Origin of the sequence: Nocardia sp. NPDC051052, from assembly GCF_044456045.1 — a bacterium.
Taxonomy (GTDB): Bacteria; Actinomycetota; Actinomycetes; order Mycobacteriales; family Mycobacteriaceae; genus Nocardia.
Map to the genome: position 1 here is coordinate 196,558 of NZ_JBITFL010000006.1, position 26,848 is coordinate 223,405.

The window sequence follows — 26,848 nt, forward strand, 5'->3', positions numbered from 1 at the left end:
CGCTATTTGGAGACGATCGCCGGTTCCTCGGTGCGGGGGACGGCGTCGGTACCCCAGCGCGCGTCGACCACCAAGCCGATCACTCCGACGGCGATCAGGACAGCCGAGAAGACGATCAACGCGGGGTGGGTGGTGCCGGTGAGGGCGTCGCCGAGGATGACGGTCCCGATGGTGCCGGGGAGGACGCCGAGGAGGGTGGCGATCATGTACGGCCAGAAGCGGATCGAGGACAGGCCGCAGCAGTAGTTGATCACCGAGAAGGGGACCGCGGCGATCAGCCGCAGTGACCCGACGGCCAGCCACCCGCGACGCTGGAGTCGATCGTCGACGGCGCGCACGGCGGGATGGGTCAGGCGGGACGCGACCTGCTCGCGATCGAGCGCGCGCACCACCAGGATGGCAAGCGCGGCACTGATCGTCGTCGCGCCGACGGCGAGCGCGATGCCGAGCACCGGCCCGAACAGCAGCCCGGCACTCACCGTGAACACCGTCCGCGGAATCGGCGCGACCGTCACCAGCGCGTGCACCACGAAAAACAGCACCGGAAAGATCGGCCCGACGGAGGTCGCCCAGTCTTGGATCTGCCGCGGGCTGGGTAGCGGGACCAGCATCGCCGCCACGAACAACGCGACGACACCCACGATCAACGCGAGCACACGCGGGTCACGGATCAGCCTGGTCACCGGGGCCAGATTACCGGGTGGTAGTGGTACTAGGGGACAACGCGTTGCAGTGTTGCCGCTAGCATCAGAGGAAACGGGACGAATGCTCGTTAACCAAAGTACTCGCTGAACTGGGCGAATACGGCGGTTTCGGCACACAATCACGGGTGCGCCTGCAGTCGAGTGGAAGAGGAAAGCAAGCTATGCCGATTGCTTCAGAGCCCGGACCGGGATCGGCGCCCACGGGCGTGGATCCGGTGCCGCAGTTCGCCGCGTGGCGCAAGGGTGTGGCCGGGGTGCTGGCGAAGGTCCGGCGGGTCGAGATCGCCGAACTGCCGGACGAACCAGAGCACCTGCTCGATGAAACGACCTACGACGGGCTCACCATCGCCCCGCTGTACACCCGGCAGGACGAGCTGCCCGAGCAGCCGCTGCCCGGCGCGTATCCGTTCGTCCGGGGCAGTGACGCCACCCGCGACGTGCACCGTGGCTGGCACGTGAGCGCCCACTTCGGCGGGCCCGACGCCGCCGCGGTCAACCGGGAGATCATGGCTGGTCTCGGCAACGGCATCAGCGCCGTATGGCTCGGCGTCGGCGAGCGCGGTGTGCCCGCGGCCGAGCTGCCCGCCGCGCTGTCCGGTCTGCTGTTCGATCTCGCGCCGCTGACCCTGGACGCGGGCACCGCGACGGCCGACGCGGCCGCGCACCTGTACACCGTGCTCGACGGCTATGACGCGGCCTCCCGCAAGGACATTCAGGTCTGCCTCGGCGCGGCACCGCTCACCAGTAGGTTCGCCGGAACCGCCGACATCGAACTCGCGGAAACGGTGACCGTGGCCGCCACCGCGGTCGCGCGTGCCGAGGCGGTGCGCGCGATCACCGTGGACGGCACCGTATTCCACAACGCGGGCGCCTCCGACGCCCAGGAACTCGGTGCCGCCGTCGCGGCGGGCCTGGCCTACCTGCGCGCCCTCACCGAGGGCCTGGACATCGCGGACGCGTTGGCGCAGCTGACCTTCCGGTTCGCCGCCACCGACGACCAATTCGCCACGATCGCCAAATTCCGTGCCGCCCGCCAACTCTGGGCCCGCGTCGCGCATGCGTGCGGCGCACCGAATTTCGGTGGCGCGCCGCAGCACGCGGTGACCTCCGCGGCCATGATGACCCAGCGCGATCCGTGGGTGAACCTGCTGCGCACCACCCTCGCGGCGTTCGGCGCCGGTGTCGGCGGAGCGGACGCGGTCACCGTGCTGACCTTCGATTCGGCGCTGCCCGCCGGTGAACTCGGCGTCTCGAAATCGTTCGCGGACCGGATGGCGCGCAATACCCAGCTGCTGCTGCTCGAGGAATCCCACCTCGGCTTCGTGCAGGACCCGGGTGCCGGCTCCTGGTACGTCGAGGACCTGACCGGCGCGCTGGCCGCGAAGGCGTGGGCGTTCATGCAGGAAATCGAGGCGGCCGGTGGTTATCTGGCCGCGCTGGATTCCGGGCTGCTGGCCGAGCGCATCGCGGAGACCAAGGCGGCGCGGGATTCCGATGTCGCGCACCGCAAGACGTCCGTCACCGGGGTCAACGAGTTCCCGAACCTGGCCGAGCGCCCGCTGTCCGAGGCGGCGCGCCAGGACGATCGGGTGGCTCGTTACGGTGCCACGTTCGAGGCGCTGCGCAACCGGTCCGACGCCTACCTGGCCGAGCACGGCGCGCGGCCGAAAGCGCTACTGGTGCCGCTCGGTTCGGTCGCCGAACACAACGTTCGAGTGACCTTCATCGCGAACCTGCTGGCCTCCGGTGGTATCGAATCCATCAATCCCGGACCATTGGAGGTGGGCGCGATCGCCACGGCGGCAACCGAATCGGGTGCGCCGATCGCGGTGCTGTGTGGTTCGGACAAGCGGTACGGCGTGGAAGCCGGTGCGGCGGTGGCGCAGTTGCGGGCCGCCGGAGTGGAGACGGTGTTGCTGGCCGGTGCCGCCAAGGCGGTCGCCGAGCTCGATGACGCGCAGCGTCCGGACGGATATCTCGCGGCGAAGATCGATGCGGTCGCCGCGTTGTCCGCCCTGCTGGAGAAGGTGGGAGCCTGAGATGACACTGAGTCATACGCAAAAACAGGGTGAAATCAAGCACGTCATCGGCAGTTTCGCCGAGGTGCCGCTGACCGAGCACGCGCCGGAACCTGCCGCGGTGGACTCCGCGCAGGTCGACGCCTACATCGGCGAGGCCGCGAAGGCCAACCACTACGCCCCCGAACAGCTGATGTGGTCGACACCCGAAGGCATCGACGTGCCACCGGTGTTCACCAAGGCCGATCGGGATGGCGTGGTGGCCGAGGGCTATCCGCTCGACAGCGTGCCCGGTGTCGCGCCGTTCGTGCGCGGCCCGTACCCGACGATGTATGTCAACCAGCCGTGGACCATCCGCCAGTACGCGGGCTTCTCCACCGCCGCGGACTCGAATGCCTTCTACCGGCGCAATCTTCAGGCCGGGCAGAAGGGCCTTTCGGTCGCCTTCGACCTTGCCACCCACCGCGGCTACGACTCCGACCATCCGCGCGTGCAGGGTGACGTCGGGATGGCCGGTGTCGCCATCGATTCCATCCTCGACATGCGCCAGCTGTTCGACCACATCCCGCTCGACCAGGTCAGCGTGTCGATGACGATGAACGGCGCGGTGCTGCCGATCCTGGCGCTGTATGTCGTTGCGGCAGAAGAACAAGGCGTCGGACCGGAGCTGCTGGCCGGAACTATTCAGAACGACATTCTGAAGGAGTTCATGGTCCGCAACACCTACATCTATCCGCCGAAGCCCTCGATGCGGATCATCTCCGACATCTTCGCCTACACCAGCGCCAAGATGCCGAAGTTCAACTCGATCTCCATCTCCGGCTACCACATTCAGGAAGCGGGCGCGACCGCCGACCTGGAGCTGGCCTACACCCTCGCCGACGGCGTCGAGTACATCCGGGCCGGTATCGACGCGGGCATGGAGGTGGACAAGTTCGCGCCGCGGCTGTCGTTCTTCTGGGCCATCGGCATGAACTTCTTCATGGAGGTTGCCAAGCTGCGCGCGGGGCGGCTGCTGTGGAGCGAGCTGGTCGCGAAGTTCGAGCCGAAGAGCTCGAAATCGCTGTCGCTGCGCACTCATTCGCAGACCTCCGGGTGGTCGCTCACCGCGCAGGACGCCTACAATAACGTCGCGCGCACCTGCATCGAGGCGATGGCCGCGACTCAGGGGCATACCCAGTCGCTGCACACCAACGCGCTGGATGAGGCGCTCGCGCTGCCGACGGACTTCTCCGCCCGCATCGCGCGCAATACCCAGCTGCTCATCCAGCAGGAGTCGAAGACCACCCGCCCCGTAGATCCTTGGGGCGGTTCGTATTACGTCGAATGGCTGACCCATCAGCTGGCCAATAGGGCCCGCGCGCATATCGCCGAGGTGGAAGCCCACGGCGGGATGGCGCAGGCGATCGGCGAGGGCATCCCGAAGCTGCGCATCGAGGAGGCCGCCGCGCGCACCCAAGCGCGAATCGACACCGGGCAGCAGCCGGTGATCGGTATCAACAAGTATCAGGCCGAAGAGGACCAGCAGGTCGAGGTCCTCAAGGTCGAGAACTCGCGGGTGCGCGCCGAGCAGATCGAGAAGCTGCGGCAGCTGCGGGCCGACCGTGATTCGGCCGAGGTCGAACGCGCGCTGGCCGAATTGACCCGTGCCGCAAACTCTTCCGCGGGCGGCATGGAGAACAACCTGCTGGCCCTCGCCATCGACGCCGCGCGCGCCAAGGCGACCGTCGGTGAGATCTCCGACGCGCTGGAGCAGGTCTACGGTCGGCATCAGGCCGAGATCCGTACCCTCTCCGGTGTGTACCGCGACGAGGCAGGGAAGGTCAGCAACATCACCAAGGCGAGCGAGCTCGTCGAGGAGTTCGGCGAGGCGGAAGGTCGTCGCCCGCGTATCCTCGTCGCGAAAATGGGGCAGGACGGTCATGACCGCGGCCAGAAGGTGATCGCCACCGCCTTCGCCGACCTCGGCTTCGACGTCGACGTGGGCCCGCTGTTCCAGACCCCCGAAGAGGTGGCGCAGCAGGCGGCGGACAACGACGTGCACGTCGTCGGCGTGTCCTCGCTGGCGGCCGGCCACCTCACGCTGGTGCCCGCCCTGCGGCAGGCACTGGCCGATGCGGGTCGGCCCGACATCATGGTGATCGTCGGCGGCGTCATCCCGCCCGGCGATTTCGACGCGCTCTACGAGGCCGGTGCCTCGGCGATCTTCCCGCCGGGAACCGTCATCGCCGACGCCGCGATCGACCTGCTGAAGAAGCTCGCCACCGAACTCGGCCACCCCGGGCTTGGTTCGGAAAGCGGTAGCGGCGCCGAGGGTTCCGCCGAGGGCGAATGAGCGAGCACAACGCCGCAGGGTCGGTGTCGCGGGCTGACCGTGCACCTCGGTCGGCGGGGCGGAGTCGGACGATCGACGTCGAGGCGATGGCGATGGCGGTGCGGGCGGGGGAGCGGGCCGCCTTGGCGAGGGCGATCACCCTCGTGGAGTCGACGCGTGCCGATCATCGGGAGTCGGCGCAGCAGTTGTTGCTGCGGCTGACGCCGGACAAGCACAGTTCCGAGACCGCGGTGGTGTCGAATCGTGTTGGCATCACCGGTGTTCCGGGTGTCGGCAAGTCGACGTTCATCGATGCGCTCGGGATGGATTTGATCGGGCAGGGGCATCGGGTCGCGGTGCTCGCGGTCGATCCGTCGTCCACCCGGACCGGCGGTTCGATTCTCGGCGACAAGACCCGGATGGCGCGACTGTCGGTGGAGCGCAACGCCTATATCCGTCCGTCGCCGACCGCGGGCACCCTCGGTGGGGTGGCCAAGGCGACCCGCGAGACCATCGTGCTGCTCGAAGCCGCCGGGTATGACGTGATCCTGGTGGAGACCGTCGGCGTCGGCCAATCCGAGGTCACCGTCGCCAATATGGTCGACGTCTTCTGCTTCCTCACGCTGGCGCGCACCGGAGATCAGTTGCAGGGCATCAAGAAAGGCGTGCTGGAACTCGCCGACCTGGTCGCGGTCAACAAGGCCGACGGCAAACACGAACTGGAAGCCAAGTCGGCCGCCCGCGAACTCGCGGGCGCGCTGCGCCTGATCCACCCGCACGACGCCCTGTGGCGCCCACCGGTGCTCACCATGAGCGGCTTGGAAGGCGTTGGCCTCGACAAATTCTGGGCCACCGTCCTCGAACACCGCCGCGTCCTCACCGACGCGGGCGAATTCGACGAGAAACGCCGCCGCCAGCAAATCAACTGGACCTGGACCATGGTGCACGACCAACTGCTGCGCCGCCTAGCCGACAACCCCGACGTGAAAGCCATTCGCGCCCAAGTGGAAAGCCAGGTCCGCGACGGAACCCTCACCGCCGCCCTGGCCGCCGAAGAACTCCTCCGCGCCTTCGACACCCACTAACCCGCACCGAAGGGGTTGATGACCGCGGCCCCGGTCTCCTCGAAGTGCTTCACATTCCGGGTGACCACGGCGAGGCCATGCGTCAACGCGGTCGCCGCGATGAGCCCATCCGCTATGTCGATCGAGTGCACGCTGATGCGCGCCCAGGCCCGGACGACCTCGGTGGTGACCGGGAGTATCCGATCCCCGTGCCTGCTTTCGATGTCGGCGATCGCCTGCTCGAACTTCTCCGCCCGCGCTATCCCGCCTCGATGCCGCAGCAGTGCGACGCCGCGGCGAAGCTCGCCGATCGTGACCACGCTCAGCCACTGGTCGGCGAGGCGAGCCCGCGTGAACCAATCGAGGACCGCGGGCGCGGGCTTGGGCCGCATCACTTCGGACAAGACATTGGTGTCGATGAGGTAGCTCACGACTCCGCCTCGCTAGCGCTCGGCTCCGTCGTGCGCTCCGGCGCGCTGTGTATTTGGTTCGCTCGCTGACGCTCGCTCACGACTCCGCCCGCTACCCTGCGGCGTCGTCGAACAGATCGACATCGCGCGGCAGGCTGTGCTGTCGCTCGCTCTCGACCTCGTCTAGCACGTCGGCGACTTCATCGCCGAGCCCGGAGAACGTCACAAGGAGATGGTCGACAAAGCTGATGTCCGGTCGGGTCAGCCTGCGGTACTCCTCGATATCGATGACCACCGCCACCGCATCGCCGTGCCGGGTGATGGTCTGCGGGCCGTCGGACTCCGCCGCGCGGAGCACCTCCGAGAACCGTTGCTTGGCCTCCTGAACCTGCCATTGCACCGTGTCCGCCTCCTGCTTTACCTGTGGCATCCCCATCTGGACAGTCTAGACAGAATTTCCTGCGGTGTCGACCGTCTGATCGTGGCTGTCCGCCGTGCTGACCAGCTCGCGCCCATCGGACTCGGAGTCACGAAAGAAGCTCGGTGCCAGGACTATTGGACAGGGTGCCGCATGCGTGGGATGCTGCGAATGTTCCGCAGCCGCGGGACTATCCAGGAATATCGTCAGCGCCAGGTAGGTCGGTGGAGCGCGTTGGCGTGCTCGTCGGTGGCGGGCACGGCCGACTCTCCGCTGTGTGGGTTGTGCTGTGTTCGAGACCGGCGATGTCTCGAAGGGACGCAGTATGAACACCGACCGTTTCGGCCTTGCCGGAGACGATTATGTTCCCGATGTGGCGGGCGACTCGACGGCGATCGTCGAGGCCTTTTTCGACCATCTCGCGAGGAGTTTGCGGGACGCGGCCCTGCCCGGTGGTCTGTTCAGCGGTATGCGTGCGTCGCTCGTCGAGCTGACCGCCGCTGATGCGGAGCGCTGCGTGGATGAGCCCGCGCGCTACAACCTGGAAATGACGCTCGCCTTGGTGGTCGCCTACCGGGCGTTGCAACCTCGGCTCGGGCGGGAGGTCACCATCGCCGCGCTGCGGGCGGCCTTCGTCGAACCTCTCGGGGAGGCTGTTCAGGCCGGCACGAGGGCGATGCTCGATGCCGCCGAGGATCCGTTCGCCGCGCTGGTCGCGGTGTCGAAGACCCGCGAGAAGTATGCCTTCGGTGCGGGATTCGGCTTCGCGCGCACGGTGGACGATGCCGAGAGCTACCACCTCGATATCGTGCGCTGCTTCTATCATGAAGTGCTGGTTGCGCATTCGGCGGCCGAGCTGACGCCGGTGATGTGTGAGTTCGACGCGAATTGGATCGGCGCGATTGATCCGGCGAAGCACGGGTTCCGGTTCGATCGAGCTACCACGATCGGACTCGGCGGGACGCACTGTCCGTTCCATTGGGATCGCACCGAGAGCTGATCGGTCGCTGACCTATCGAGTCGGTGGCCTGCCCGCCGCCTCGGTAGGTCGGTCTACCTGCGTAAACATCGCGTCCGATGGATATTTGCGGAAGATCTGCTAGTTGTCGAGCCGTATTGACGAGTAGTAGATTGGAAGGTTCCTCAGCTGGCGATGACGCGGCGACGAGGACTCGCCAGCCGATGTGATGCGGGGGGATCCTGCCCTCCGCAGGGCGAAGGAGGTGCGGCGATGTCCGATGAAGCGATTGCCCGACCGTCCGAACCGCGTTTGGTTCGGCCACAGTGGATTTCCGGGCCGGAACCGCCTCCGCCGCAGTGGAATTCGTTCACGCCGTTGCCGGTTCTGGTGACCGTCGGCGATATCGGGTGCACGGCGACCCAGGTCATGACGCCCTCTGGGCAGCATCCGCTGGCCGGGACCACGTGGATTGTCACCAACCAGACCAGCGTCAACCAGCGCATCCCGTCGTACGCGATCGTGCTCGCGGTGCTGCTGATGGTCTTCTGCCTGCTCGGCCTGTTGTTCCTGGCCGTCAAGGAGGACAAGATCCAGGGCTTTGTGCAGGTCAGTGTTCAGGGGCCCGGTTTCTACTACGCGACCCAGGTCAAGATCGCCGACCGCGCGCAGGTCTTCGACACCGAGCAGCGCGTCAACTACATCCGCGGCCTGGTCGCCGCACTGCCAGCCGCCTGATCCGCGCACCGATCGGCCCGGCGCGCGCCGCACAACTAACGATTTCATGCGCCTCGTGCGACGGCGGATCAGGTTGCGTCGCCGAGGGATTCGAGCAACGTGCGCAACGCGTCGGCGAGTGCGGCGCGCTGTTTCGGGGTGAGTGGACTGAGTAGTCGTTCCTCGGTGGCGACATGATCGGGAAGTGCGGCATCGATGAGCTTGTGCCCGGCGTCGGTGAGGGCGACGTGGATGCCGCGACCATCGGATTCGCTGCGGGACCGGCGCACCAGGCCGCGTTCCTCGAGACGATCCAGGCGCTGGGTGATCGCGCCGGAGGTGACCATCGCCGAACGCATCAGCTCGGTGGGGGTCAGGCTGTGCGGCGGTTCGCCGCGCCGCAACGTGGCCAGCACGTCGAAGGACGCGGCGTCGAGGCCGTGCGCGGCAAAGGTCTTGCGCAGTTCGGCGCCGCTGAGTTGCGTCAGCCTGGACAGCCGCCCGAGCACGGCCATGGGGGAGACGTCCAGGTCGGGGCGCTGGTCCTGCCACTGCGCGAGAACGTGGTCGACGTGATCGGTCACCCACGCACTCTAGCGAATATCTCAACGGTGAGGTATCTCATCCGGGAATTACTCAGCGCTAAGGTAAGTTGCTTAGAGCTAAGCAATCGAAAACGGCACGGAGGAGGACGAATCATGCGCATCACGGTGTTCGGTGCGACAGGTGAGGTGGGTAGCCGGGTGGTGGCGGAGGCGTTGTCGCGCGGCCATGAGGTCGTCGCCGTGATGCGGAACCCGGCCGGTGCGGCCGCCGTGCCGCTCGCGGCCGAGGTCAGGATCGGTGACGCGATGAATCTCGACGACGTCGTATCGCTAAGCGCCGGACAGGATCTCGTGATCACCGCGACCCGGCCCGCGACCGGTCAGGAACGCGAACTGCCCGAGATGACGTCTGTCCTATTGAAAGTGCTGGCGCACAATGGTGTTCGCCTGCTGGTAGTCGGCGGTGCGTCGACGCTTCTGGTGCCGGGCGCCGATGGCATGACGCTGCATGAAACCCCCGACTTTCCCACGGAATTGCGCTCGATCGCGCAGGCATGCGCCGACCAGCTGGCACTGTGCCGGGCCGAAACCGTCGCGGACTGGACTTATCTGAGCCCGCCTGCGCTGCTGGAACCAGGGGAGCGCACCGGCACCTACCAGACCGGCGTCGATGAACTGCTCGCAGGCCCCGACGGCGAATCGGCCATCTCGATGGAGGACTTCGCCGTCGCCCTGCTCGACGAGGCAGAGCGGCCCGCACATCGTCGCACCCGGTTCACCGTCGCGTCGGCGTGAATGCCCCGCAGCGGCCTACTCGATACCGAACAGATCCGCCGCATTGCGGTAGCAGACCTTGCGCAACCATTCGTCGCCGAGCTCTAGACGTTCCAGTGCGAAGACGGCGTGCCCGTAGGTGTAAGGGATGTTCGGGAAGTCGCTGCCGAACAGGATGCGGTCACCGAGGGAACGCAACCTGTCGCGTTCCGCGTCGGGGAACGGATCGACTTCCTCGAAGAAGTCGGTGAACGTCATGGTGGTGTCGAAGCGGATGGCCGGGTATCGCTCGGCCAGGTCGAAGAATTCGGTGTACTCGGGCGCGCCCATGTGCGCGACGATCAACCGCAGGCGGGGAAAGCGCCGCAGCAGTGCGGCAATGGGCCCCGGCCCGGTGAATTCGCCTGCTACGGGACCGGATCCGCAGTGGATCACCACCGGGATGCCCGCGTCCTGAATCGACCCCCAGGCGGGGTCGAGCAGCGGATCGCCGGGATCGAAGCCGCCGACCTGGATATGCACCTTGAACAGCTGGGCGCCGCGCTGAATCGCGGCAGCCACATAGGTTCCGGCGTCCGGCTCCGGATAGAACGTGGCGGTGTGCAGGCAATCCGGTGTGCGCGCGGCGAATTCGGCGGTCCATTCATTCAGCCACGCCGCCATCTCCGGCTTGTGCGGATAGACGAGGGCGCTGAAGGCGCGAACACCGAAGCCGCGCAACGTCTTCAACCTGACCTGCTCGTCCGCCCGGTAAGCGATGGGCCAGGCGCGGGCGGTGAGCGGACCGGCCGAGTCGAAGTAGGCCCATACCTTCCGCATCACCGGCTCCGGCATGAAATGTGTGTGGACGTCGATAATTCCCGGCAGTCCGAGCCGGTCGCGGAACTCGGTGAGATAGGCGTTGTCGTCCTTGTCGCCGAGCACGGCGTCTCCTGTCTCACACATTCGGCGGGTACACCGTCCGCGCGAAATCGCCGATCCTGGTGATCAGCCGGTCGAAGAACAGCTGCTGATCGGTGCCGATCACGATGTCCGCGTTGGGTTCTCGGCCCCACATGCCCGCCCAGTCGGCCACGGTCGTCGCGCGCGTCAAGGTTCCGGTGAGCTCGACGTCGACCGTCGCCGGACGCGTGACGGCCAGGGCCGGGTCGAGCGCCACCGCCGCCGCGAACGGATCGTGCATGTGTGCGAGGTAGCCGAGGTCGTAGAGCTGGTGGAAGTCGAAGTAGAACCGCACCGCGTCGGTGGCATGCCGGACAATGGGATTGCTCGCCGCCGACCTGGCCTCGGGCGGATCGGTCTCCGAAACCGTCTCCACCGGAACGCTGCCCGCGCGTTCGGCCAGTAGTGACAGGTGCTTCGGCCGCATCTCGATGGTCTCGGTGATGTCGAGCGCGCAGACGATCGGCCTGCGATCCGGCGGCGCGGCGGAGAAGGCGTCGAAGACCTCCTTGGCGGCCTCCGGATCCACGTGCACGTTCCACTCGTTGGTGGGTGTGGTGTTGCCGGGATGATTGAACGCGCCACCCATGATCACCAGCCTGCGCAACAGCGTCGGCAGCGCGGGCTCGAGCCGGACTGCCAGGGCTAGATTGGTCAGCGGCCCGGTGCACAACCCGACGATCTCGCCGGGATGCGCGCGCACCAGATCGACCCACATCTGCGCGGCCGACCGCGGCGAAAGGACGCGCGCCGAGAGCGGCAGCTCGGCATACCCGACCCCCTGCGGCCCATGCGTGTCCTCGGTGGTGCGCAACGGAATCGCCAGCGGCTCGGCGGCACCGAGCGCGACCTCGATCTCCGGCGCCGCACACACGTCGAGCCACGCGAGGTTGTTCGCCGCCACCTGCGGCGCGGGCACGTTCCCCGCCGTCGACGCGATCCCGACGATCTCCGCCTCCGGCGACGCCAGCAGGTAGAGCAGCGCAAGAGAATCATCGACCCCGGTATCGACATCCATAATGATCTTCTGCCGCACCCAACGAGACTAACCGCCGGTCTCGCATCGGTTCCGCGCGCACCGTTCGCCATGCCCGCGGCTCACTATGGGCGCGGCGGTCAGTGGGTCTTCAGGGGCCAGGCGGGGCGATCACCGCCGAAGGTGGGGGCGGGCCAGGCGTAGGCGGGATATTCGGCGATGGCGGGGGTGGCGGTGATGACGTCGCCGTGCGACACGACCTCGGTGGGGTCGGGCAGGGCGGCGGGTGGGTGACGGGGGGTGCGGTCGGGGGCGGCGAGGAGCCAGGAGGCGGTGCGCGCCAAGGAGACTCGCACGTCACGGCCGATGCCGTCGGACGCCCGAGCGGCCAGCGCATCGATAACGCCTGCGGCGAGTAGGTAACCGGAGGCGTGGTCGAGCGCTTGTGCGGGCAGCGCGCTCGGCACCGACGGCGCACCCTCGGCGATCGAAATCCCGGACGCCGCTTGCACAATGCTGTCGAAACCACGCCGCTCGGCCCACGGTCCGGCCTCGCCCCAGGCGCTCACCCGACCGTGCACCATTCCCGGCCGCATCGCGGCGGTGAGACCCGCGCGCTCCAGCGAACCCGGCCGATATCCGGTGACCAGCACGTCGGCCGAGGCCAGCAGATCCCGGACCAGCGGCAGTTGCGCCCACAGATCCACCAGCGTCGACCGCTTACCCTGCCCGGTATCCGCGTACTGCCAGGAGATTTCCGGCAGGTGCGGCGGATCCACCCGCAGCACATCCGCGCCGAGCAACGCCAGCGTCCGCGTCGCCACCGGACCGGCGATCACGCGCGTCAAATCGAGCACCCGCAACCCACGCAACGGCTGAAAAGGCGCGGCACCGACCGGCAATCCGGGCTCCCCGCGATCGGCTCGCCGGTCGATCGCGACCAGCGGCCCCATCGTGGCGGCCCACCCCTCGGCGCTACCCAGCCACTCCTGCTCGGTCCGCACCCGCACCGCGATCGCCCCGTGCGCGGCGGCATGATCCTCGATGTCGGCCGCGCGACTCATCGCCATGTGCGCGACAGCGAGATCGAACGGCGCGTCGAGCGGCAGCCCGAGCGCGGTGAGCAGCCGATCACGGTGGTGCGGATAGTTGGCGTGCGTGCGCACCCACCCGTCGAAGGTGGGGAAGAATCCGGAGAGGTCGCCGAACATCGTCGCGGGGCGACCGCCGATGCTGAGTAACCGTTCACTACAGAACGCGGCGGTGATGCGCGCGGGGTCGATGCGGTGCGCGACCGGGTCGAGCCCGCGGACGCCGCGGATCCGGTTGGCGGCGGCGATCAGTGCGGCGACCGACCCGGCCGACAGCGACCAGACCGGCAGTGTCGCAGCCAGATTGCTGCCGGGATCGGGTGCGGGCGTAATGGCAGAGGGGGTGACACCGATTCCGGCTTCGTAGTCGTGGACCAGCCGTGTGTGCGCGTTCACGCGAAAGAGCGTAATAGTTCCGTCTGAGGAGGAGTTATACATGGGCAGATCCATCGAGTCCGGTGACTGGCTGCGGAGCCTGCGTCCCGACGCGACTCCCCGGCACCACCTGCTGTGTTTCCCGCCGGGTGGTGGTCCCGCGACCGCCTATCGAGATTTGGCGAAGCAGTTCGGTGCGGGCATCGCGGTGTCCTCAGTGCAGTATCCCGGACGGCAGGATCGACTCGGCGAGGCGCCGATCACCGAACTCGATACGCTCGCCGAGCGGATTGCCGGGGAAGTGCTGAAGCTCGGAATCATTGACAGGCTAGCGCTATTCGGTCATAGCATGGGTGCAACACTGGCGTTCGAAACCGCGCGTCGGCTGGAGCGCGAGGGGCAGGCGTTGACGGCATTGTTCGTCTCCGGCCGTCCCGCACCGACTTTCGTGGAGACTCAGCGCGTCCATCTCGGCTCCGACAGCGACCTGATCGCCGAGCTGGAGCGGTTGGCCGCCGACCCCGTGCCGATCCAAATGCTGCGCGACGAACCAAGTCTCGCGGAATTGGTGCTACCCGCCGTGCGCGGCGACTACCAGGCCGTCGAGACCTATCGGTACACCCCGGGCGCCCCGCTGGCCGCCGACATCGTCGCGCTCGTCAGCACCCAAGATCCGACGATGACCCCGGACCAAGCGGACGAGTGGCGCGAGTTCACCACCGGAACCTTCGACCGCGCGACGTTCCCCGGCGGTCACTTCTATTTGGACGAGCGCCCCGCCGAGGTGGCGAAGGTCGTCGCCGAGCAGCTCGCGCACAATCGATCGGGTATGTGAAAGCGGCTGTCGGCCAATCTATTCGGATGTGTAACTAGTGGGATGCCGAAAGGCGGGTGGTCGACCCGGCCGCCCGCCGCCGCAGCCACCCATAGCCAACCCACGACACCGCGACACACACCGCGACGAGCACCCGAACCAGCCCGAGCGCGTTCTCCGGATAGATCACGCCGGTGATGTAGTGGTCGATGAACCCGCTCGACGGCAGCCCGGCCTCGCCGGCTCGATGCCGCGCCCAATTCTCCAAATACGTCAGCGGACAATCCAACCCGAACAGCACCGTGCTGAATCCCCAGCCGAACGCGATCAGGTGTAGCCAGATGCCGCGCGGCCAGCGCCACGCCAGGAAACCGCCGACGACCACGTACGCCACGAACACGAAATGCACCGCGGCGGTGGCGTCGGCCAGCAGCCGATACAGCATCCTCCCAGCGTAACCGTCAGCCGAGGTATTCGGATTCGAGTACGAGATCGGCGACCAGGGATTGGTATTCGAGGTGCGTCTTGTGCTCGGTGGTGCGCCAGTTCGTCCCTTCGTGCTCGCGCATGTACCGGCGGTACCCGGGAGCTCCCGGAATTCGGACGTTGTCGGCGACCACGATCGTCCCCGGATGCAGCCAACTCGCGTCCAGCATCGACTTCAGATCCGGCAGATACGCGGTCTTCAGATGGTCGATGAACACGAAATCCAGTGCGCCGGGCCCGAAGTCGTGCTCGATGGCGAGGTGCCGCATGGTCGCGCCGCCGTCGCCGATCTTGCCGATCACCACGCTGATGCGGTCGGCAAGGCCCGCGTGCTCGATCACCGCTCGCGCGATCTCGGCGTTGTCGGGGCTCGCCTCGACCGACACCAGTCGCGCGCTCGACGGCATCGTCCGGCCGGTGCGCACCGCGCTGTACCCGCAGTAGGCGCCCAGTTCGAGCAGCAGCGTCGGCTCGGCCCGCTTGATGGCGTTGTCCAGAAGCAGGCCCTTTTCGTCGCCGATGTTCATCAGCAGGCTGCGATTACGGGCGAAATCGTCGATCGCGGCGAGCACACTGTCCGGATCGCCCGCCGTGGCGGTGGCTCGAACGTGCTCGAGCAGGGCCCGCTCGCGACCGTCACCCACCTGCCCGGTGCGCAGGACGTTGCCCATGCCGAGCCCCATCCGGATAGTCGACCAGCGCAGGAATGGCAGCCGATCGCGCATCCTCGCGCCGAGCCCAGTCTGATTCACCATGCAGCCCCTTAAGCAGGTCGGATTGCGGCCGATTCTGCCCGGGGAGCCGCCGGATTACCAGGGCGAAGGCCGGTAATCCTTCAGGAAGCAGCCGTACAGGTCGGTGCCGTGCTCACCCTGAACGATGGGGTCGTAGACGCGGGCCGCCCCGTCGACCAGGTCGAGCGGCGCGTGGAAGCCCTCCTCGGCGAGCCGGACCTTCGTGTAATGCGGCCGCTCGTCGGTGATCCAGCCGGTGTCCACGGCGGTCATCAAAATGCCGTCGGCTTCGAGCATTTCGCCAGCGCTGGTGCGGGTCAGCATGTTCAGCGCGGCCTTGGCCATGTTGGTGTGCGGGTGCCCCGGTCCCTTGTAGGCGCGGGCGAACTGGCCCTCCATCGCCGACACGTTGACGATGTACTTGCGCCGCGCCGCGGCGGCGGCCATGGCCGGGCGGAGCCGCGATACCAGGATGAACGGCGCGACCGAATTGCACAGCTGCACTTCGAGCAGCTCGGTCGGGTCGACCTCGGCGACGGTCTGCACCCAGCTGTTGGTGTGCGCCAGATCCGGCACCAGGCCGCCGGCATCGATCGCCACGCCACGCGAAATGCGTTCGGGGGTAGCCGATCCCGCGACGAGCGCGAGCTCGGCGACGTCGGCGGCGGTCAGCGTCGGCGTGAGCGAGGCGGTGAGCGCGGTGGGGTGCGCCTGCATCGTCTTACCGAAGGTCACCACATCGGGCAGCGCACCGGCGGGCAGCGCACCGGACTCGGCGTCGACCAGCGCGCTGTACGCACCGGGGGAGCGGCGGACCGTCTGTGCCGCGTTGTTGATCAGGATGTCGAGCGGACCCTGCGCCGCGACGTCGTCCGCGAGGGCGACCACCTGCGCCGGATCGCGCAGGTCGATGCCGACGACGCGCAGCCGGTGCAGCCACTGCGCGCTGTCGTCCATGGCGGCGAACCGGCGGATGGCGTCGTTCGGGAAGCGGGTGGTGATGGTGGTGTGCGCGCCGTCGCGCAGCAGCCGCAGCGCGATGTACATGCCGATCTTGGCGCGCCCGCCGGTCAGCAGCGCGCGCCGGCCCGTCAGATCGGTACGGGCGTCCCGCTTGGTGTGGCTGCGCGCGGCACACTCGGGGCACAGTTGGTGATAGAAGGCGTCGACCTGCGTGTACGGCTGCTTGCAGATGTAGCAGGGACGCGCCCGGATCAGCGTGCCCGCGGTGGCGCCGCGCGCGTTCGAGGCGAGCGGGATGCCCGCGGTCTCGTCATCGATCCGCTGCGGCGATCCGGTGGCCGTCGCGGCGATGACCTCGCGGTCGGCATCGGCCACCGCCGTCCTGGCCTCGATCCGGCGCCGCTGCTTGAGCATCTTGAACATGTGGCCGACCGCGCGCTGCACCGCCACCGAGTCGGGATGTTCTTTCTCCAGCTGTCCGGCCTGGTCCAGTACCCGCAGACAGGTCGCGAGCTCGTCCGGATCGATCATGCTTTCGGCCATCGGTGGTACAGGCATCCTTCGGTGAGCTGGGAAATCGACCGGACCATTGTCGCAAACTCCGCGACCAGGTTGCCGCCCGGTTGCCTCTCGATGGCCTACGCGCGAAGCAGCGCCATCGTGGTGGCGGCGGTTCGCTTCAGTAATTCGATGACCTCCGGCACTTTGATATCGGTGGTCGTGACCACCGAAGGCGGGTGTAACCAGCTGATATCGAAGGTGGTCCAGCCGTCGCGGACGGCCAGGGTGACCCCCGTGTTCGGCGCGTGCTCGGTCTGCTTGCGGACGAGGTACGCCTCGTCGCCGAGACCGCCGATCTTGGTGACGTCGTCGTGCGCGGCGAGGTCGGCCTGCGTCCAGGTCTCGAACCGCGCGGTGAACTCGGGACCGGGATCGGCTCGCTTGTGCACCAACGCGTTGACCACCAGCGTGGTGTCGTCGGCCCGCTCTCTGGATCCCGGCGAAGCGAGACGGATGGTGCACGTCATCGAGTCGAGCGCGGGGTGCAGGCGGGTTTGGTGCAGCGGATACTTCAGCGTCGCCGAACTCGACGGCGCCAAGACGAATCCGGCGTGCAGGTAGGGCGCGGTATCGGTAATCGCGCAGAGATTGTCGACGTAGTGGTAGCCCCGCAGGTCGGGCACCGGATCGGCGGGCCTGCTGTCGGATACCCCGAGCACGCCGACCACCACCAGCGTCGAGACGCCGATTGCGGCGCCGAGCAACCACCATCGCCCCCGGTGACCGCCCGGCTGCCGCCATCGGCCGAGCGGCTGCGGCGGCACCGGGCCGTCCGGGTACGGCCGCATCGCCCCGATCGGCGTCAACGGCTCGTGCAGCCATCCGGCGTTGCTGAGGCTAGGAGGCCTCTGACCAGCCGGTCCCATCATGGGGCGAAAGTATCACTTCACCGGTGGCGCCGCCGGTCGTTCGCGTCAGGCTGGATCCGCGCGCAGGCCGTCGGCGACGGCGGTACGCCCGCAGTGCCGCGCGCGGTCGGCCAGCCGAATGCGCAGCGCGGCGGGGATTTCCGCGTGCACTTCGATCAAGCCCTGCCACACCACCGCTGGCGTGTCCGGCGTCAGCGCGGCGAGGAACTCGTCGAGATCGTCCATCCCGTCGATGATCTCGAGCACTCGGGCCCGGCCCTCGGCGTCCTGCGCGAGCGCGATATCGACGAGGGTGTCGATGTTGTCACTGCGCGTGGCGACGAGCACGGCGGCCAGCATCTGGTCCGTGCTGAGATCGCCGATACACGAGGCCAGGATCGGCGTCGCGGAGTCGGGCAGCGCGTCCACCAAAGGCAGTGCCTGCGACCAGAGTTCGTGCTCGGCGGTGGTGTTGATCACCGCGCGCAGCACGTCCGGGTCCCGCATGATCGGCAGACCGGCCATCCGGCGACGATCGGTCTCGGTCATCGCCAGCGCGATCGGCAACATGGCGCTCCACAGGCCCGCCGTATCCGCTTGGGCGACAAGGTCACCGAGCTCCTCGTCGGACTTGTCGGCCAGGCGCGCGGCGAGAATGGCGAGCTGCGACGGCTGCAGATGCACAACGAGCGGCAGCAGGTCGAGCCAAAACCCTTTGTTCAGCGCGGCATTCATGATCGCGGCGAGCACCGATTCCTCCTGTACCGCAGGCCGTTCGGCGAACGCGCGCAAGCTGTCCGCGTTCATCGCGGCGGTCACCGGGAGCAGTGAGTCCCAGGCGTCGAGCGTCCGGACCGTCTCGATCAGGCCGTCGAGTACCTCGCCACCGAGCCCGGCGGCGATGTCGCCGAGTGCGGCCCGATTCTCGGGTCCGACACTGTCGAGCAGGTCGAGTCCCTCGGCCCACAGGTCTTGTTCGTGCGCGGCGCGGATGACCCCGGCGAGCCGGTCGGTGACCAGGCCCATCAGCCGGTCCAGCGCGGACTTGTCCTCCATCAGGAACCCGACGCGCAGCAGATCCGCGTCCCCGAGCGCGGGCGCCGCGGCCCGCATCGACTCCTCGGGCACCACGCCGACGAAACGGCTCATCGTCACGTGATCGTCCCGGCGCAGCAGCTCGCGGGCCACCTCGACGACCAGCCGCGGCGGCACCGCGGCGATGATGTCGGCGGTGCGCCGCGGGTCGAGCTGAATCGCGGTCTCGGCGAGGAAGCGGGCGGGCAGCGCCTTGGCGATGTCCACCGCGCGGGCGGGTTCGACCGAACCCGCGACGGCCGCGCACAACACCGGGCCGAACGCGCGCTCGGCGGCCTTGGCGCTGATCGCGGCCGGCACCAATTTCGTCGCCGCGGCAACGCGTTTCATGCGGGCGGCGTCGCCGTTGAACAGCAGATCGGTGGCCCGCTCGCGGAATTCCCGAATCGCTTCCGGCGAAAGGCCGTTGAGGAAGTCGAGCTCTGCCGGATCGGAAATGTCAAGCAGGCGGGCGAGTTTGGTGGTCTCGGCACGAGCCATCAGTTGAGCGCTCATAAGCCGAGCGCCCGCTTCACGGTCGGTCGCATCAGCCGGGGAATGAGCTGGAGCGAGGACTCGACCGCCGCGGCGAGGCGCTCGCCGCGCGCGGTGACGGCGTTGCGCAGCAGGCGGTCCAGTTCGGCGAGATCGGAGTCGGTGAGCCGGTCGAATTCGTCGGGCAGTGGGGCGCCAAGGGTGCGGATCAGCGGCTGGGCTGCGTCCGGCATGGGATCTCCGTATCGATGTCGAGTTATCAGGTAGGTCAGCTGCTGCGCGGGGTGATCGCGGCGTGGTCGGCCCGCATGTCGTCGACGAAATTGGCGATCGCCTCGGCGACCAGCAGCGGCTCGGTGACCGGCAGCCAGTGGTCGGCCGGCACGGCACAGCGCCACAGCCGGTCCACCCAGCGCGTCGAGGTGTCGTAGATGGAGGCGGGCACGAACGGGTCGGTGGTGTCGACGAGCAACTGCACCGGCACCGCGGTGCGCCGAACCCTCGGCCGCTGTAGGTGATGCAGCAGGTTGGCCTGCGCGATGCGGGCGCCCGCGAGCAGATCCGTGCGCCAGGTGCGCGCGATCCTGGCCGGCACCGGCGAGAGGCCGCCCAGTCGTTCCACCAGCAGCGTGCGCACCCTCGGCGGATACAGCCTGCGAGCGACGGGCACCGGGCTCAGCGTCCAGCGCGCCCCGCTCAACCACCAGCCGAGATCGCCCGCGTGCAGCCGGGCGTGCGGCGCCATGGCGCGCAACCACAGACCGAGGTGATCGAGATTCGGGCCGGAAATGGCGGTGAACGAGGCGATTCGGGTGTTCGCCCGCGGATCGCAGACCGCCTCCCACAGCTGCACCGCGCCCCAGCCGTGCCCGCAGGTGTGCACCGGTCGCTTCGGGCTCGCCGCGTCGATCACCGCGAAGAAGTCGGCGGCGAGCCGGTCCAGGCGGAAGCCGGAAAGCAGTGGCGGAGTGGCCGATCGACCGTGGCCGCGCACGTCGTAGGTGATCACCCGGAATCCGTCGGTCAGCAGCGCGGCGACGGTGGCCCACACGCGGTGGGTGTCGGTGAGACCGTGCACCAAGACCAGCGGTGCGGCGGCGGGGTCCCCCCATTCGAAGACGGCGAGTTCGGTGCCGTCGGTGGTCACCGTCCACTCTCGATCCGGGCGGGGCGTATCGGTGTCGAGCTCGTTGGTCATTCTTCTTGCCTCGTTCGGGTGCGGGCTGCCGGACGGTCATGCGGTGGTCGGCCGGGCACTGGACACTGGCGACTGCATGCAGTTCGCTGGAACCGGCCCGTACCGGTAGTACGTTTTCCGATACTGACAGTACGAAGAAAACTCCCGGAACGGGAGAGCTAACCGCATAGTATGGCGTACCTCACGCTAATTAACGTACCGCCGGTACGTGTATGCTGCGGTCGTGCCACGTCCCAGCGTCCATGCGACGACCTCCCGTGCGGAGATCGTCGATGCCGCGATCCGGGTGATCGACCGGGACGGGCCGCGGCCGAGCATGGACGACATCGCCCGCGAGGCGGGCATCACCAAGCCCCGCCTGTATCGGCAGTTCGCCGACAAGGCCGATCTCTACACTGAGATCGGCCACCGGATGGCCAAGGCCGCCGCGGCCGCCGCAGGCAACGATCTGACGCTCATGCTGCAACCGCCACGGACCGCGCTGCGGCGGGTGCTCACCGGCTACGCCGACAGTATCCTGCAGCATCCCAACGTTTTTCGCTTCCTGGGCCAGGCGCAGGTGACCCAGCAGTCCGACGGAACGGTGCTGCAGTTCGACCTCGGCCGCGCCGCCTCGGACCGCTTCGCCAGGCAGGCGCGCGACATCGCCGAGTCCATTCCGATCGACACCGCGGGCATCGACTATCTGTCCCGCGCGGTGGTCGGCGTCGTCGTCTCCATCACCGACCTGTGGCTCGCCGATTCGACGCTGCCGCACCCGGATCGCACCGCCGAATTCATCGACCAGGCCACCGAATTCGTCTGGGGCCTGATCGACGGTTTCCTGCGCAGGCAGGGCATCTCGGCCGATCCGGAAACGCCGATCTTCACCTCGCTGGCCGCCGTCAACCAGGCGCAACAACCCGCAAGCTGACCACCGCGGGCGCGGAGTAGGTGTCACGCGTGCCAGGCTTGTTGACAAGCTGCCAATAGTGCGAGAATCTGATGGCGATGACCGGCGTCGACGCCGGAGCGGCGCGAACGGGTCCTGGCGGCGGCAGCTTGCGTCACCACGGACGACCCGGGAGCGCCGACATCAGGCACAGCAGCGAGCAAAGGATCCGATGATGGCACGCGCCGCATGGAGTGACGACGAGGTCGAGGCGGTACGCGACCTGGCGAAGGCGTTCTTCGAGAAGGAGGTCGTCCCGCACGAGGAGAAATTCGTCGCGCAGGGCCACCCCGATCGCGCGCTGTACCACCGGGCCGGCGAGCTCGGCCTGCTCTGCACCGCCATCCCCACTGAATTCGGCGGTGGCGGCGGCACTTTCGCGCATGAGGCCGCCATCATCGAGGAACAGTCCCGGGCGGGCGACGGCTCGATGGGCATGCCGGTGCACACCTCGATCATCGCGCCCTACATCAAGGAGTTCGGTGCCGCGGAACTGAAGCAGCGCGTGCTGCCCAAGGCGGCCAGCGGCGAGATGGTGCTCTCGATCGGCATGACCGAACCGGGCACCGGCTCCGACCTGCAGAACATCAAGACCCGCGCGGTCCGCGAGGGCGACGAGTACGTCATCACCGGCTCGAAGATCTTCATCACCAACGGCTGGCTCTGCGACGGCATCATCATCGCCGCCAAAACCGACCCGACCAAGGGTGCGTCCGGCGTCTCGCTGATCTTCGCCGACGTCTCCGACGACACCCCCGGCTTCAAGCGCGGCCGCATCCTGAACAAGATCGGCGGCAAGGCCCAGGACACCGCCGAGCTGTTCTTCGACGGACTGCGGGTGCCCGCGTCGAACCTGCTCGGCGAGGCCGAGGGCCTCGGCTTCTATCAGATGATGCAGATGCTGGCCCAGGAACGCCTGGTCACCGGCATTATCGCGGTCGCGATGATGGAAAAGGCCGTGCAGCTGACCATCGACTACACCAAGGGCCGCGAAGCCTTCGGCAAGCCGCTGTTCGCGATGCAGAACACCAAATTCGAGCTGGCCGAGTGCGCCACCATCGCGAAGGTCAGCCGCACCTTCCTGGACAACTGCATCATCGAACACCTGCGCGGTGAGCTCGACATTCCCACCGCGGCGATGTCGAAGTACTGGCTCACCGACCAGCTGGGTATCGTGGTTGACCGCTGCCTGCAACTGTTCGGCGGCTACGGCTACATGACGGAGTATCCGATTTCGCAGCTTTACACCGGCGCCCGCGTCTTGCGCATCCTGGCGGGTAGCAACGAGGTGATGAAGGATCTCATTGCCCGGTCTCTCTGATACGACAAGCGAGACCGGCGCGCCGGACGCGCCCGCGCCGCCGGCCGATGCCGCGCCGTCGCGCCGCCGTCGGCTGGAACCCGACGAGCGGCGGGCCGAGATCCTGGCGTGCGCGATCGACATGTTCGGCGAGCGCCCGTACGCGGCGGTCTCGACCGCCGAGCTGGCCCAGCGCGCCGGGGTGGCCCGCGGTCTGATCAACCATTACTTCGGCAACAAGCGCGATCTATACCTCGTGGTGGTGCGCCGGATGGTCACCCTGCCCAGGCTCGACGACATGATCGTGCCCACCGGCACCGAGCGCGAACGTGTCGATGCCAGTGTGCACTGGCTGTTGGATACCATCGCCGAGCACGGCAGCACCTGGGTGAAGGTGACCAGCCACGAGGGCGTCGGCAACGACCCCGAGGTGCAGCAGATCCTCGACCAGGCCGACGACGCGGCCGCCGAACGGCTGCTGCTGATGGTCGGCCTGGCCGATTCCGCACGCAGTGCGGCATTGCGCGCGATGGTCCGCGCCTACGGCGGGCTGGTGAAAGTCGCGGGCCGGGAATGGATCACCCGCGGCACACTGACCCGCCCGCAGGTGCACGAGCTGCTCGCCGACATGCTGATGACACTGGTCACCGAGTCGCTACCGAGGGTGGACCGCCGCCACTGAGCGAGCGGCGGTCCCCGTTCGCTAGGTGAGCGCGTCGGGTGCGGTGTCGCCCGGTTCCATGCTGTAGCGCACCGGCCGCCGATGGCCCGGAGCGTGGCCGAGCCTGCCGTGCTTCAGCTCGATCACTTCCTCGCGGCGATGCTCGACCAGCAGGGCGCCGATGCCGAGAATCCAGAGCGCGGCCGTGACGATCGCGCCGGTCTGGGTCCAGTCGTGGAAGCCGTAGCCCGCGGCGGTGAGCGTGCACGCCAGCGCGACGATGCCGAGCGCACACAAAATGAGGCCGGGAACGTTGTAATTGTCGCCGAGCAGATCGCCGGCCTGAGCGTGCCACGGCCGATTGTCCCGGCCGTCGGAGTTGGTGCTACCGAACATGGATCCTCCTGTGGAGTCAGCGCAAGATCAGTGACACTTTCCGATCATCATGGACCTCCAGCGGGGAAAACGGCTAGTAATTGGACGTTTCAGATGATGTCGCGCCGTTGGGCCCCTATTGTGGGTCGGGATATCGGGGCGGGTCCGGGCAGTCCGAGGTTCCTGCACGGTTTGTTGGTGTGGAGAGGGACCTGGCATGGCACGGGCGGAACGCCGTGAAAGTGAACGTTGGCCTGCGGCAGGGCAGGACGACCGGTGGCCTGCGGCAGGCGAAGAGGAACAGTGGGCCGATCCGGAGCCCGAGGAGCGGTGGCAGGAACCGGTGCCTGCGCGGCGTCGGACCGGTCGGTTGCGGGTGGAGATTCCGCCCATTGTGAATCCGTACGCGATTGTCGCCCTGGTGGCCGCGCTGGTCGGGTTGTTCCCGGTGGCCATTGTTTTCGGCTTCATCGCGTTCTCGCATCCCCGCGGCCGGGTGATGGCGATGTTCGCGCTGCTGATCGGCGTCGCGGAGGTGACGGCGCTGGCCGGGGTCATCGTGGTGTCGGGAAATATGTTGCCGGACTCGCTGACTCGCGCGAACAAGCCCGCAGCGAGCGTCACGGCACCGACGACCGTGGACCAGCTGCCGCAGCCGACGGTCACGGCCGCGCCGCCGGTGGCAACCACGACGGCCAGCCCGTCGACGGCGAATCAGAGCAACCTGAAAAAGGGCGCATCCTGCACCGAGAGCCAGGTCGGGCAGATCGGCAGCGCCGCGGACGGCGGCACGCTGATCTGCCTCGGCGCGGGGAGCACCTATCAGTGGGCGGGCCCGTACACCGTGGCCACGGCGGTCCAGCAGGCCGGGGCGAAATGCGATGGCACTACGGCGAAGACAGGCCGCACCGCGGATGGCCGCGCGCTGGTGTGCGAACCTGCGAGTCGCAGCGGCACCTGGGTGTTATGGACGGAGTAGCCGGGTCGACTACTCCTCTTTCTTGGCACGGCTCGGCTGAACGCGCGGCGGCTCGTTCGGCATCTTCGGATATTGCGGCGGCCACGGCGCGTCCATGAGACCCGACGCCATATCGCGTTCCGACATTTCCAGCAGTGGCGCAATGGATTGCGGTGCGCGATCGGCCCACGGGTCGCCAAGCTCGGCCAGCCGGGCGGGCACGGTGGCGATGGTCAGCTCCTCGGGGGCGACGTTGTCCAATTCGGACCAGGCGATCGGCGTCGACACCTGCGCGCCCACCTTCGGGCGCACACACCACGCCCCGAAAACCGTTTTGTGCGGGGCGTTTTGGTTGAAGTCGACGAACACGCGGTTGCCGCGTTCTTCCTTCCACCACTGCGCGGTGATCTCCTCGGGATGGCGGCGCTCCAGCTCGCGCGCCAGCGCGACGGAGGCGGCGCGCACCTGGTAGCCATCCCAATTCGGTTCCAGCGCAACGTAGATGTGCAGGCCGCGGGAGCCGGAGGTCTTGATCCGCGACTCGATACCCAACTCGACGAACAACTCTCGGGTGAGCACGGCGGCGTGCTCGAGGTCGTCGAATGTGATGCCGGGGGAGGGATCGAGGTCGATGCGCAGTTCGTCGGCGATCTTCAGGTTGTCCGCCCGGTTGGGCCACACGTGAAAACCCAAGCAGCCCTGGTTCACCGCCCACAGAATGTGCGCGAGATCGTGTGCGACCAGCGCGTCGGCGGTGGTGCCGTTCGGGGTGGACACCTCGACGGTGTGCAGCCAGTCCGGCGCCGATTTCGGCACCCGTTTCTGGAACCACGACTTACCGGAGGCGCCGTCGGGATAACGCTCCAGCAGTAGCGGCCTGCCGCCGACCACATTCAGGAACGGTTCGGCCACCGCCTGGTAGTAATGCACGAGGTCGAGTTTCGTGTCGCCGCGCTTGGTGAAATACACCTTGTCGGGATTGCTGATGGTGACGGTCCGGCCGTCGGTCTCGATATCGACTGACGCGGTCACTGTGCCTCACTGAAGATCGCACTCAATTCCGCGGGCGGTGCCTCGTCGAGTTGAGCGTAGGTACACGATTCGGGGGTGCGGTCGGAGCGGAAGCGAACCAGCCTCCCGCCGTGGCGGAGCCGCCCGGACTGCACGTGCTCGTAGCGGACCTCCGCGACCAGTTCGGTGCGCAGCGCCACCCAGGACAGGTCCTTGCCGCCGGTCCAGCGGCTGACCCCGCCGGGCATCTTGCCGTCGGCCTTGGCCTGCGCGGCGGCGTCGGCCCATTCCCGCCACGGATGGTTTTCCAGCGCGTTCTCGCGCAGCGGTGCCAGTTCGTCGACCAGTTCCTTGCGCCGGGCCGCGGTGAAGCTGCTCGCGACGCCGACGTGGTGCAGGTGGCCTTCGTCGTCGAAGAGCCCGAGCAGCAGCGATCCGACGCCCACGCCGTCCTTGTGCCAGCGGAATCCGGCGACCACGCAGTCGGCGGTGCGCTCGTGTTTGACCTTGAGCATCACCCGTTTGTCCTGCAGGTAGGCCAGGCCGTTGGCCTTGACCATGACCCCGTCGAAGCCGGCACCCTCGAACCGGGTGAACCAGTCCTCGGCGACCTCGGGATCCTGGGTGATCGGGGTGAGGTGCACCCGCGCGAGCTCGGTGTCGAGGATGGTTTCCAGCAGTCGCCTGCGTTCGGCGAACGGTTCCTCGGTCAGATCCTGGTCGCCGAGGGCGAGTAGATCGAAGGCGACGAAGCTGGCGGGCGTCTCCACGGCCAGCTTGTTGACCCGGGAGGCGGCCGGATGCAGCCGATTTTGCAGGGTGTCGAAGTCGAGGCCCTCGTCGGTGACCACGACGATCTCGCCGTCCACCACGCACCGCTGCGGCAGCGCCTTCTTCAGTAGCTCGGCGACCTCGGGAAAATACCTGGTCAGCGGACGATCGTTGCGGGAGCCGAGCTCCACCTCGTCGCCATCGCGGAAGACAATGCAGCGGAAGCCGTCCCACTTGGGCTCATAACTCAGCCCGCCCTCGTGTGGCACCCCGGACGTGGTTTTGGCCAGCATCGGTTTAACGGGTGGCATCACCGGTAGGTCCACGTGATCCTCCTCGGATTCGGTTCTCACCGGTACCGA

At 67.7% G+C, this 26,848-nt stretch carries 28 protein-coding genes; 11 read left to right on the top strand and 17 right to left on the bottom strand.

Going from position 1 to position 26,848, the window contains the following annotated elements:
- Window positions 1-2 precede the first annotated feature (2 nt).
- A complete protein-coding gene (locus ACIBCN_RS22075) occupies window positions 3-683 on the bottom strand; it encodes a TVP38/TMEM64 family protein (RefSeq protein ID WP_396993493.1) in 681 nt (226 codons plus the stop codon).
- Window positions 684-865: 182 nt separating this feature from the next.
- Here ACIBCN_RS22075 and ACIBCN_RS22080 point away from each other — a divergent pair, with 182 nt between their 5' ends.
- The 3 genes from ACIBCN_RS22080 to meaB are packed head-to-tail and all read left to right on the top strand — an operon-like array spanning window position 866 to window position 6,121.
- Window positions 866-2,743 (top strand): methylmalonyl-CoA mutase family protein, encoded by a 1,878-nt coding sequence (locus ACIBCN_RS22080; RefSeq protein WP_396993494.1) that lies wholly within the window; start codon window positions 866-868, stop codon window positions 2,741-2,743.
- Window position 2,744: 1 nt separating this feature from the next.
- Window positions 2,745-5,057: a methylmalonyl-CoA mutase gene (gene scpA, locus ACIBCN_RS22085; RefSeq protein ID WP_396993495.1), complete on the top strand. Its 2,313-nt coding sequence runs from the start codon at window positions 2,745-2,747 to the stop codon at window positions 5,055-5,057.
- Window positions 5,054-6,121 (top strand): methylmalonyl Co-A mutase-associated GTPase MeaB, encoded by a 1,068-nt coding sequence (gene meaB / locus ACIBCN_RS22090; protein WP_396993496.1) that lies wholly within the window; start codon window positions 5,054-5,056, stop codon window positions 6,119-6,121. The genes scpA and meaB overlap by 4 nt, the downstream gene beginning before the upstream one ends.
- Here the strand turns inward: meaB and ACIBCN_RS22095 are convergent.
- The gene (locus tag ACIBCN_RS22095) at window positions 6,118-6,531 is read right to left on the bottom strand and encodes a type II toxin-antitoxin system VapC family toxin (protein WP_396993497.1); all 414 of its coding nucleotides are present in this window, start codon (window positions 6,529-6,531) and stop codon (window positions 6,118-6,120) included. The genes meaB and ACIBCN_RS22095 overlap by 4 nt on opposite strands.
- Window positions 6,532-6,622: 91 nt before the next feature.
- On the bottom strand, window positions 6,623-6,946 hold the full coding sequence (locus ACIBCN_RS22100; protein WP_396993498.1) for a type II toxin-antitoxin system Phd/YefM family antitoxin: 324 nt from the start codon (window positions 6,944-6,946) through the stop codon (window positions 6,623-6,625).
- A gap of 307 nt (window positions 6,947-7,253) precedes the next feature.
- Between ACIBCN_RS22100 and ACIBCN_RS22105 the strand changes: the two genes are divergently transcribed.
- Both ACIBCN_RS22105 and ACIBCN_RS22110 read left to right on the top strand, forming a co-directional pair.
- The gene (locus tag ACIBCN_RS22105) at window positions 7,254-7,928 is read left to right on the top strand and encodes an L-2-amino-thiazoline-4-carboxylic acid hydrolase (RefSeq protein WP_396993499.1); all 675 of its coding nucleotides are present in this window, start codon (window positions 7,254-7,256) and stop codon (window positions 7,926-7,928) included.
- A 231-nt stretch (window positions 7,929-8,159) separates the two neighbouring features.
- Complete coding sequence (locus ACIBCN_RS22110; protein WP_396993500.1) at window positions 8,160-8,624, top strand: hypothetical protein; 465 nt, start codon at window positions 8,160-8,162, stop codon at window positions 8,622-8,624.
- 68 nt (window positions 8,625-8,692) lie between these two features.
- On the opposite strand, the gene ACIBCN_RS22115 is transcribed toward ACIBCN_RS22110, so the two are convergent.
- Window positions 8,693-9,187: a MarR family winged helix-turn-helix transcriptional regulator gene (locus tag ACIBCN_RS22115; RefSeq protein ID WP_396993501.1), complete on the bottom strand. Its 495-nt coding sequence runs from the start codon at window positions 9,185-9,187 to the stop codon at window positions 8,693-8,695.
- 114 nt (window positions 9,188-9,301) lie between these two features.
- Between ACIBCN_RS22115 and ACIBCN_RS22120 the strand changes: the two genes are divergently transcribed.
- Window positions 9,302-9,943, top strand: a complete 642-nt coding sequence (locus ACIBCN_RS22120) for an NAD(P)-dependent oxidoreductase (protein ID WP_396993502.1) — start codon at window positions 9,302-9,304, stop codon at window positions 9,941-9,943.
- A 15-nt stretch (window positions 9,944-9,958) separates the two neighbouring features.
- On the opposite strand, the gene ACIBCN_RS22125 is transcribed toward ACIBCN_RS22120, so the two are convergent.
- From ACIBCN_RS22125 to ACIBCN_RS22135, 3 genes are all read right to left on the bottom strand, one after another.
- Entirely contained in the window at window positions 9,959-10,867 is a 909-nt protein-coding gene (locus ACIBCN_RS22125; RefSeq protein WP_396993503.1) for an amidohydrolase family protein, read from the bottom strand.
- Entirely contained in the window at window positions 10,860-11,900 is a 1,041-nt protein-coding gene (locus tag ACIBCN_RS22130) for a nucleoside hydrolase (protein ID WP_396993504.1), read from the bottom strand. Before ACIBCN_RS22130 ends, ACIBCN_RS22125 begins: the two co-directional genes overlap by 8 nt.
- A gap of 80 nt (window positions 11,901-11,980) precedes the next feature.
- A complete protein-coding gene (locus ACIBCN_RS22135) occupies window positions 11,981-13,327 on the bottom strand; it encodes a CoA transferase (protein ID WP_396993505.1) in 1,347 nt (448 codons plus the stop codon).
- Between the two features lie 40 nt (window positions 13,328-13,367).
- Here ACIBCN_RS22135 and ACIBCN_RS22140 point away from each other — a divergent pair, with 40 nt between their 5' ends.
- Entirely contained in the window at window positions 13,368-14,141 is a 774-nt protein-coding gene (locus ACIBCN_RS22140) for a thioesterase II family protein (protein ID WP_396993506.1), read from the top strand.
- A gap of 34 nt (window positions 14,142-14,175) precedes the next feature.
- Here ACIBCN_RS22140 and ACIBCN_RS22145 read toward each other — a convergent pair whose 3' ends face one another.
- The 7 genes from ACIBCN_RS22145 to ACIBCN_RS22175 all read right to left on the bottom strand — a co-directional run bounded on the left by ACIBCN_RS22145 (window position 14,176) and on the right by ACIBCN_RS22175 (window position 20,479).
- Window positions 14,176-14,565, bottom strand: a complete 390-nt coding sequence (locus ACIBCN_RS22145) for a DUF2784 domain-containing protein (RefSeq protein ID WP_396993507.1) — start codon at window positions 14,563-14,565, stop codon at window positions 14,176-14,178.
- A 16-nt stretch (window positions 14,566-14,581) separates the two neighbouring features.
- Window positions 14,582-15,361 carry an O-methyltransferase gene (locus ACIBCN_RS22150; protein WP_396993508.1) on the bottom strand — a complete coding sequence of 260 codons (780 nt, stop codon included), beginning with the start codon at window positions 15,359-15,361 and terminating at the stop codon, window positions 14,582-14,584.
- Window positions 15,362-15,415: 54 nt separating this feature from the next.
- Entirely contained in the window at window positions 15,416-16,846 is a 1,431-nt protein-coding gene (locus ACIBCN_RS22155; protein ID WP_396993509.1) for an SDR family NAD(P)-dependent oxidoreductase, read from the bottom strand.
- A 95-nt stretch (window positions 16,847-16,941) separates the two neighbouring features.
- Window positions 16,942-17,733, bottom strand: a complete 792-nt coding sequence (locus tag ACIBCN_RS22160; RefSeq protein WP_396993510.1) for a hypothetical protein — start codon at window positions 17,731-17,733, stop codon at window positions 16,942-16,944.
- 45 nt (window positions 17,734-17,778) lie between these two features.
- Entirely contained in the window at window positions 17,779-19,302 is a 1,524-nt protein-coding gene (locus tag ACIBCN_RS22165) for a hypothetical protein (protein WP_396993511.1), read from the bottom strand.
- Window positions 19,299-19,514, bottom strand: a complete 216-nt coding sequence (locus ACIBCN_RS22170; protein WP_396993512.1) for a hypothetical protein — start codon at window positions 19,512-19,514, stop codon at window positions 19,299-19,301. Before ACIBCN_RS22170 ends, ACIBCN_RS22165 begins: the two co-directional genes overlap by 4 nt.
- Window positions 19,515-19,549: 35 nt before the next feature.
- Window positions 19,550-20,479 (bottom strand): alpha/beta fold hydrolase, encoded by a 930-nt coding sequence (locus ACIBCN_RS22175; protein ID WP_396993513.1) that lies wholly within the window; start codon window positions 20,477-20,479, stop codon window positions 19,550-19,552.
- A gap of 223 nt (window positions 20,480-20,702) precedes the next feature.
- On the opposite strand from ACIBCN_RS22175, the gene ACIBCN_RS22180 reads away from it, so the two are divergent.
- The 3 genes from ACIBCN_RS22180 (at window position 20,703) to ACIBCN_RS22190 (ending at window position 23,392) form a co-directional block, all read left to right on the top strand.
- Window positions 20,703-21,392: a TetR/AcrR family transcriptional regulator gene (locus ACIBCN_RS22180; RefSeq protein ID WP_396993514.1), complete on the top strand. Its 690-nt coding sequence runs from the start codon at window positions 20,703-20,705 to the stop codon at window positions 21,390-21,392.
- A gap of 193 nt (window positions 21,393-21,585) precedes the next feature.
- On the top strand, window positions 21,586-22,731 hold the full coding sequence (locus ACIBCN_RS22185) for an acyl-CoA dehydrogenase family protein (protein ID WP_396993515.1): 1,146 nt from the start codon (window positions 21,586-21,588) through the stop codon (window positions 22,729-22,731).
- A complete protein-coding gene (locus ACIBCN_RS22190; RefSeq protein ID WP_396993516.1) occupies window positions 22,715-23,392 on the top strand; it encodes a TetR/AcrR family transcriptional regulator in 678 nt (225 codons plus the stop codon). The genes ACIBCN_RS22185 and ACIBCN_RS22190 overlap by 17 nt, the downstream gene beginning before the upstream one ends.
- A gap of 21 nt (window positions 23,393-23,413) precedes the next feature.
- Here ACIBCN_RS22190 and ACIBCN_RS22195 read toward each other — a convergent pair whose 3' ends face one another.
- Window positions 23,414-23,767 carry a hypothetical protein gene (locus ACIBCN_RS22195; protein WP_396993517.1) on the bottom strand — a complete coding sequence of 118 codons (354 nt, stop codon included), beginning with the start codon at window positions 23,765-23,767 and terminating at the stop codon, window positions 23,414-23,416.
- A 196-nt stretch (window positions 23,768-23,963) separates the two neighbouring features.
- Here ACIBCN_RS22195 and ACIBCN_RS22200 point away from each other — a divergent pair, with 196 nt between their 5' ends.
- Entirely contained in the window at window positions 23,964-24,725 is a 762-nt protein-coding gene (locus tag ACIBCN_RS22200) for a DUF4190 domain-containing protein (RefSeq protein WP_396993518.1), read from the top strand.
- Between the two features lie 9 nt (window positions 24,726-24,734).
- Here ACIBCN_RS22200 and ligD read toward each other — a convergent pair whose 3' ends face one another.
- Both ligD and ACIBCN_RS22210 read right to left on the bottom strand, forming a co-directional pair.
- Window positions 24,735-25,736, bottom strand: a complete 1,002-nt coding sequence (gene ligD / locus ACIBCN_RS22205; protein ID WP_396993519.1) for a non-homologous end-joining DNA ligase — start codon at window positions 25,734-25,736, stop codon at window positions 24,735-24,737.
- On the bottom strand, window positions 25,733-26,812 hold the full coding sequence (locus tag ACIBCN_RS22210; RefSeq protein ID WP_396993520.1) for an ATP-dependent DNA ligase: 1,080 nt from the start codon (window positions 26,810-26,812) through the stop codon (window positions 25,733-25,735). Before ACIBCN_RS22210 ends, ligD begins: the two co-directional genes overlap by 4 nt.
- Between the last annotated feature and the right edge of the window lie 36 nt (window positions 26,813-26,848).

Coding starts and splice junctions, on each gene's coding strand:
- ACIBCN_RS22080 (WP_396993494.1), top strand. CDS start 866: ATGCCGATTGCTTCAGAGCCCGGACCGGGATCGGCGCCCACGGGCGTG.
- scpA (WP_396993495.1), top strand. CDS start 2,745: ATGACACTGAGTCATACGCAAAAACAGGGTGAAATCAAGCACGTCATC.
- meaB (WP_396993496.1), top strand. CDS start 5,054: ATGAGCGAGCACAACGCCGCAGGGTCGGTGTCGCGGGCTGACCGTGCA.
- ACIBCN_RS22100 (WP_396993498.1), bottom strand. CDS start 6,946: ATGGGGATGCCACAGGTAAAGCAGGAGGCGGACACGGTGCAATGGCAG.
- ACIBCN_RS22105 (WP_396993499.1), top strand. CDS start 7,254: ATGAACACCGACCGTTTCGGCCTTGCCGGAGACGATTATGTTCCCGAT.
- ACIBCN_RS22110 (WP_396993500.1), top strand. CDS start 8,160: ATGTCCGATGAAGCGATTGCCCGACCGTCCGAACCGCGTTTGGTTCGG.
- ACIBCN_RS22120 (WP_396993502.1), top strand. CDS start 9,302: ATGCGCATCACGGTGTTCGGTGCGACAGGTGAGGTGGGTAGCCGGGTG.
- ACIBCN_RS22125 (WP_396993503.1), bottom strand. CDS start 10,867: ATGTGTGAGACAGGAGACGCCGTGCTCGGCGACAAGGACGACAACGCC.
- ACIBCN_RS22140 (WP_396993506.1), top strand. CDS start 13,368: ATGGGCAGATCCATCGAGTCCGGTGACTGGCTGCGGAGCCTGCGTCCC.
- ACIBCN_RS22145 (WP_396993507.1), bottom strand. CDS start 14,565: ATGCTGTATCGGCTGCTGGCCGACGCCACCGCCGCGGTGCATTTCGTG.
- ACIBCN_RS22150 (WP_396993508.1), bottom strand. CDS start 15,361: ATGGTGAATCAGACTGGGCTCGGCGCGAGGATGCGCGATCGGCTGCCA.
- ACIBCN_RS22155 (WP_396993509.1), bottom strand. CDS start 16,846: ATGGCCGAAAGCATGATCGATCCGGACGAGCTCGCGACCTGTCTGCGG.
- ACIBCN_RS22160 (WP_396993510.1), bottom strand. CDS start 17,733: ATGATGGGACCGGCTGGTCAGAGGCCTCCTAGCCTCAGCAACGCCGGA.
- ACIBCN_RS22165 (WP_396993511.1), bottom strand. CDS start 19,302: ATGAGCGCTCAACTGATGGCTCGTGCCGAGACCACCAAACTCGCCCGC.
- ACIBCN_RS22170 (WP_396993512.1), bottom strand. CDS start 19,514: ATGCCGGACGCAGCCCAGCCGCTGATCCGCACCCTTGGCGCCCCACTG.
- ACIBCN_RS22175 (WP_396993513.1), bottom strand. CDS start 20,479: ATGACCAACGAGCTCGACACCGATACGCCCCGCCCGGATCGAGAGTGG.
- ACIBCN_RS22185 (WP_396993515.1), top strand. CDS start 21,586: ATGGCACGCGCCGCATGGAGTGACGACGAGGTCGAGGCGGTACGCGAC.
- ACIBCN_RS22195 (WP_396993517.1), bottom strand. CDS start 23,767: ATGTTCGGTAGCACCAACTCCGACGGCCGGGACAATCGGCCGTGGCAC.
- ACIBCN_RS22200 (WP_396993518.1), top strand. CDS start 23,964: ATGGCACGGGCGGAACGCCGTGAAAGTGAACGTTGGCCTGCGGCAGGG.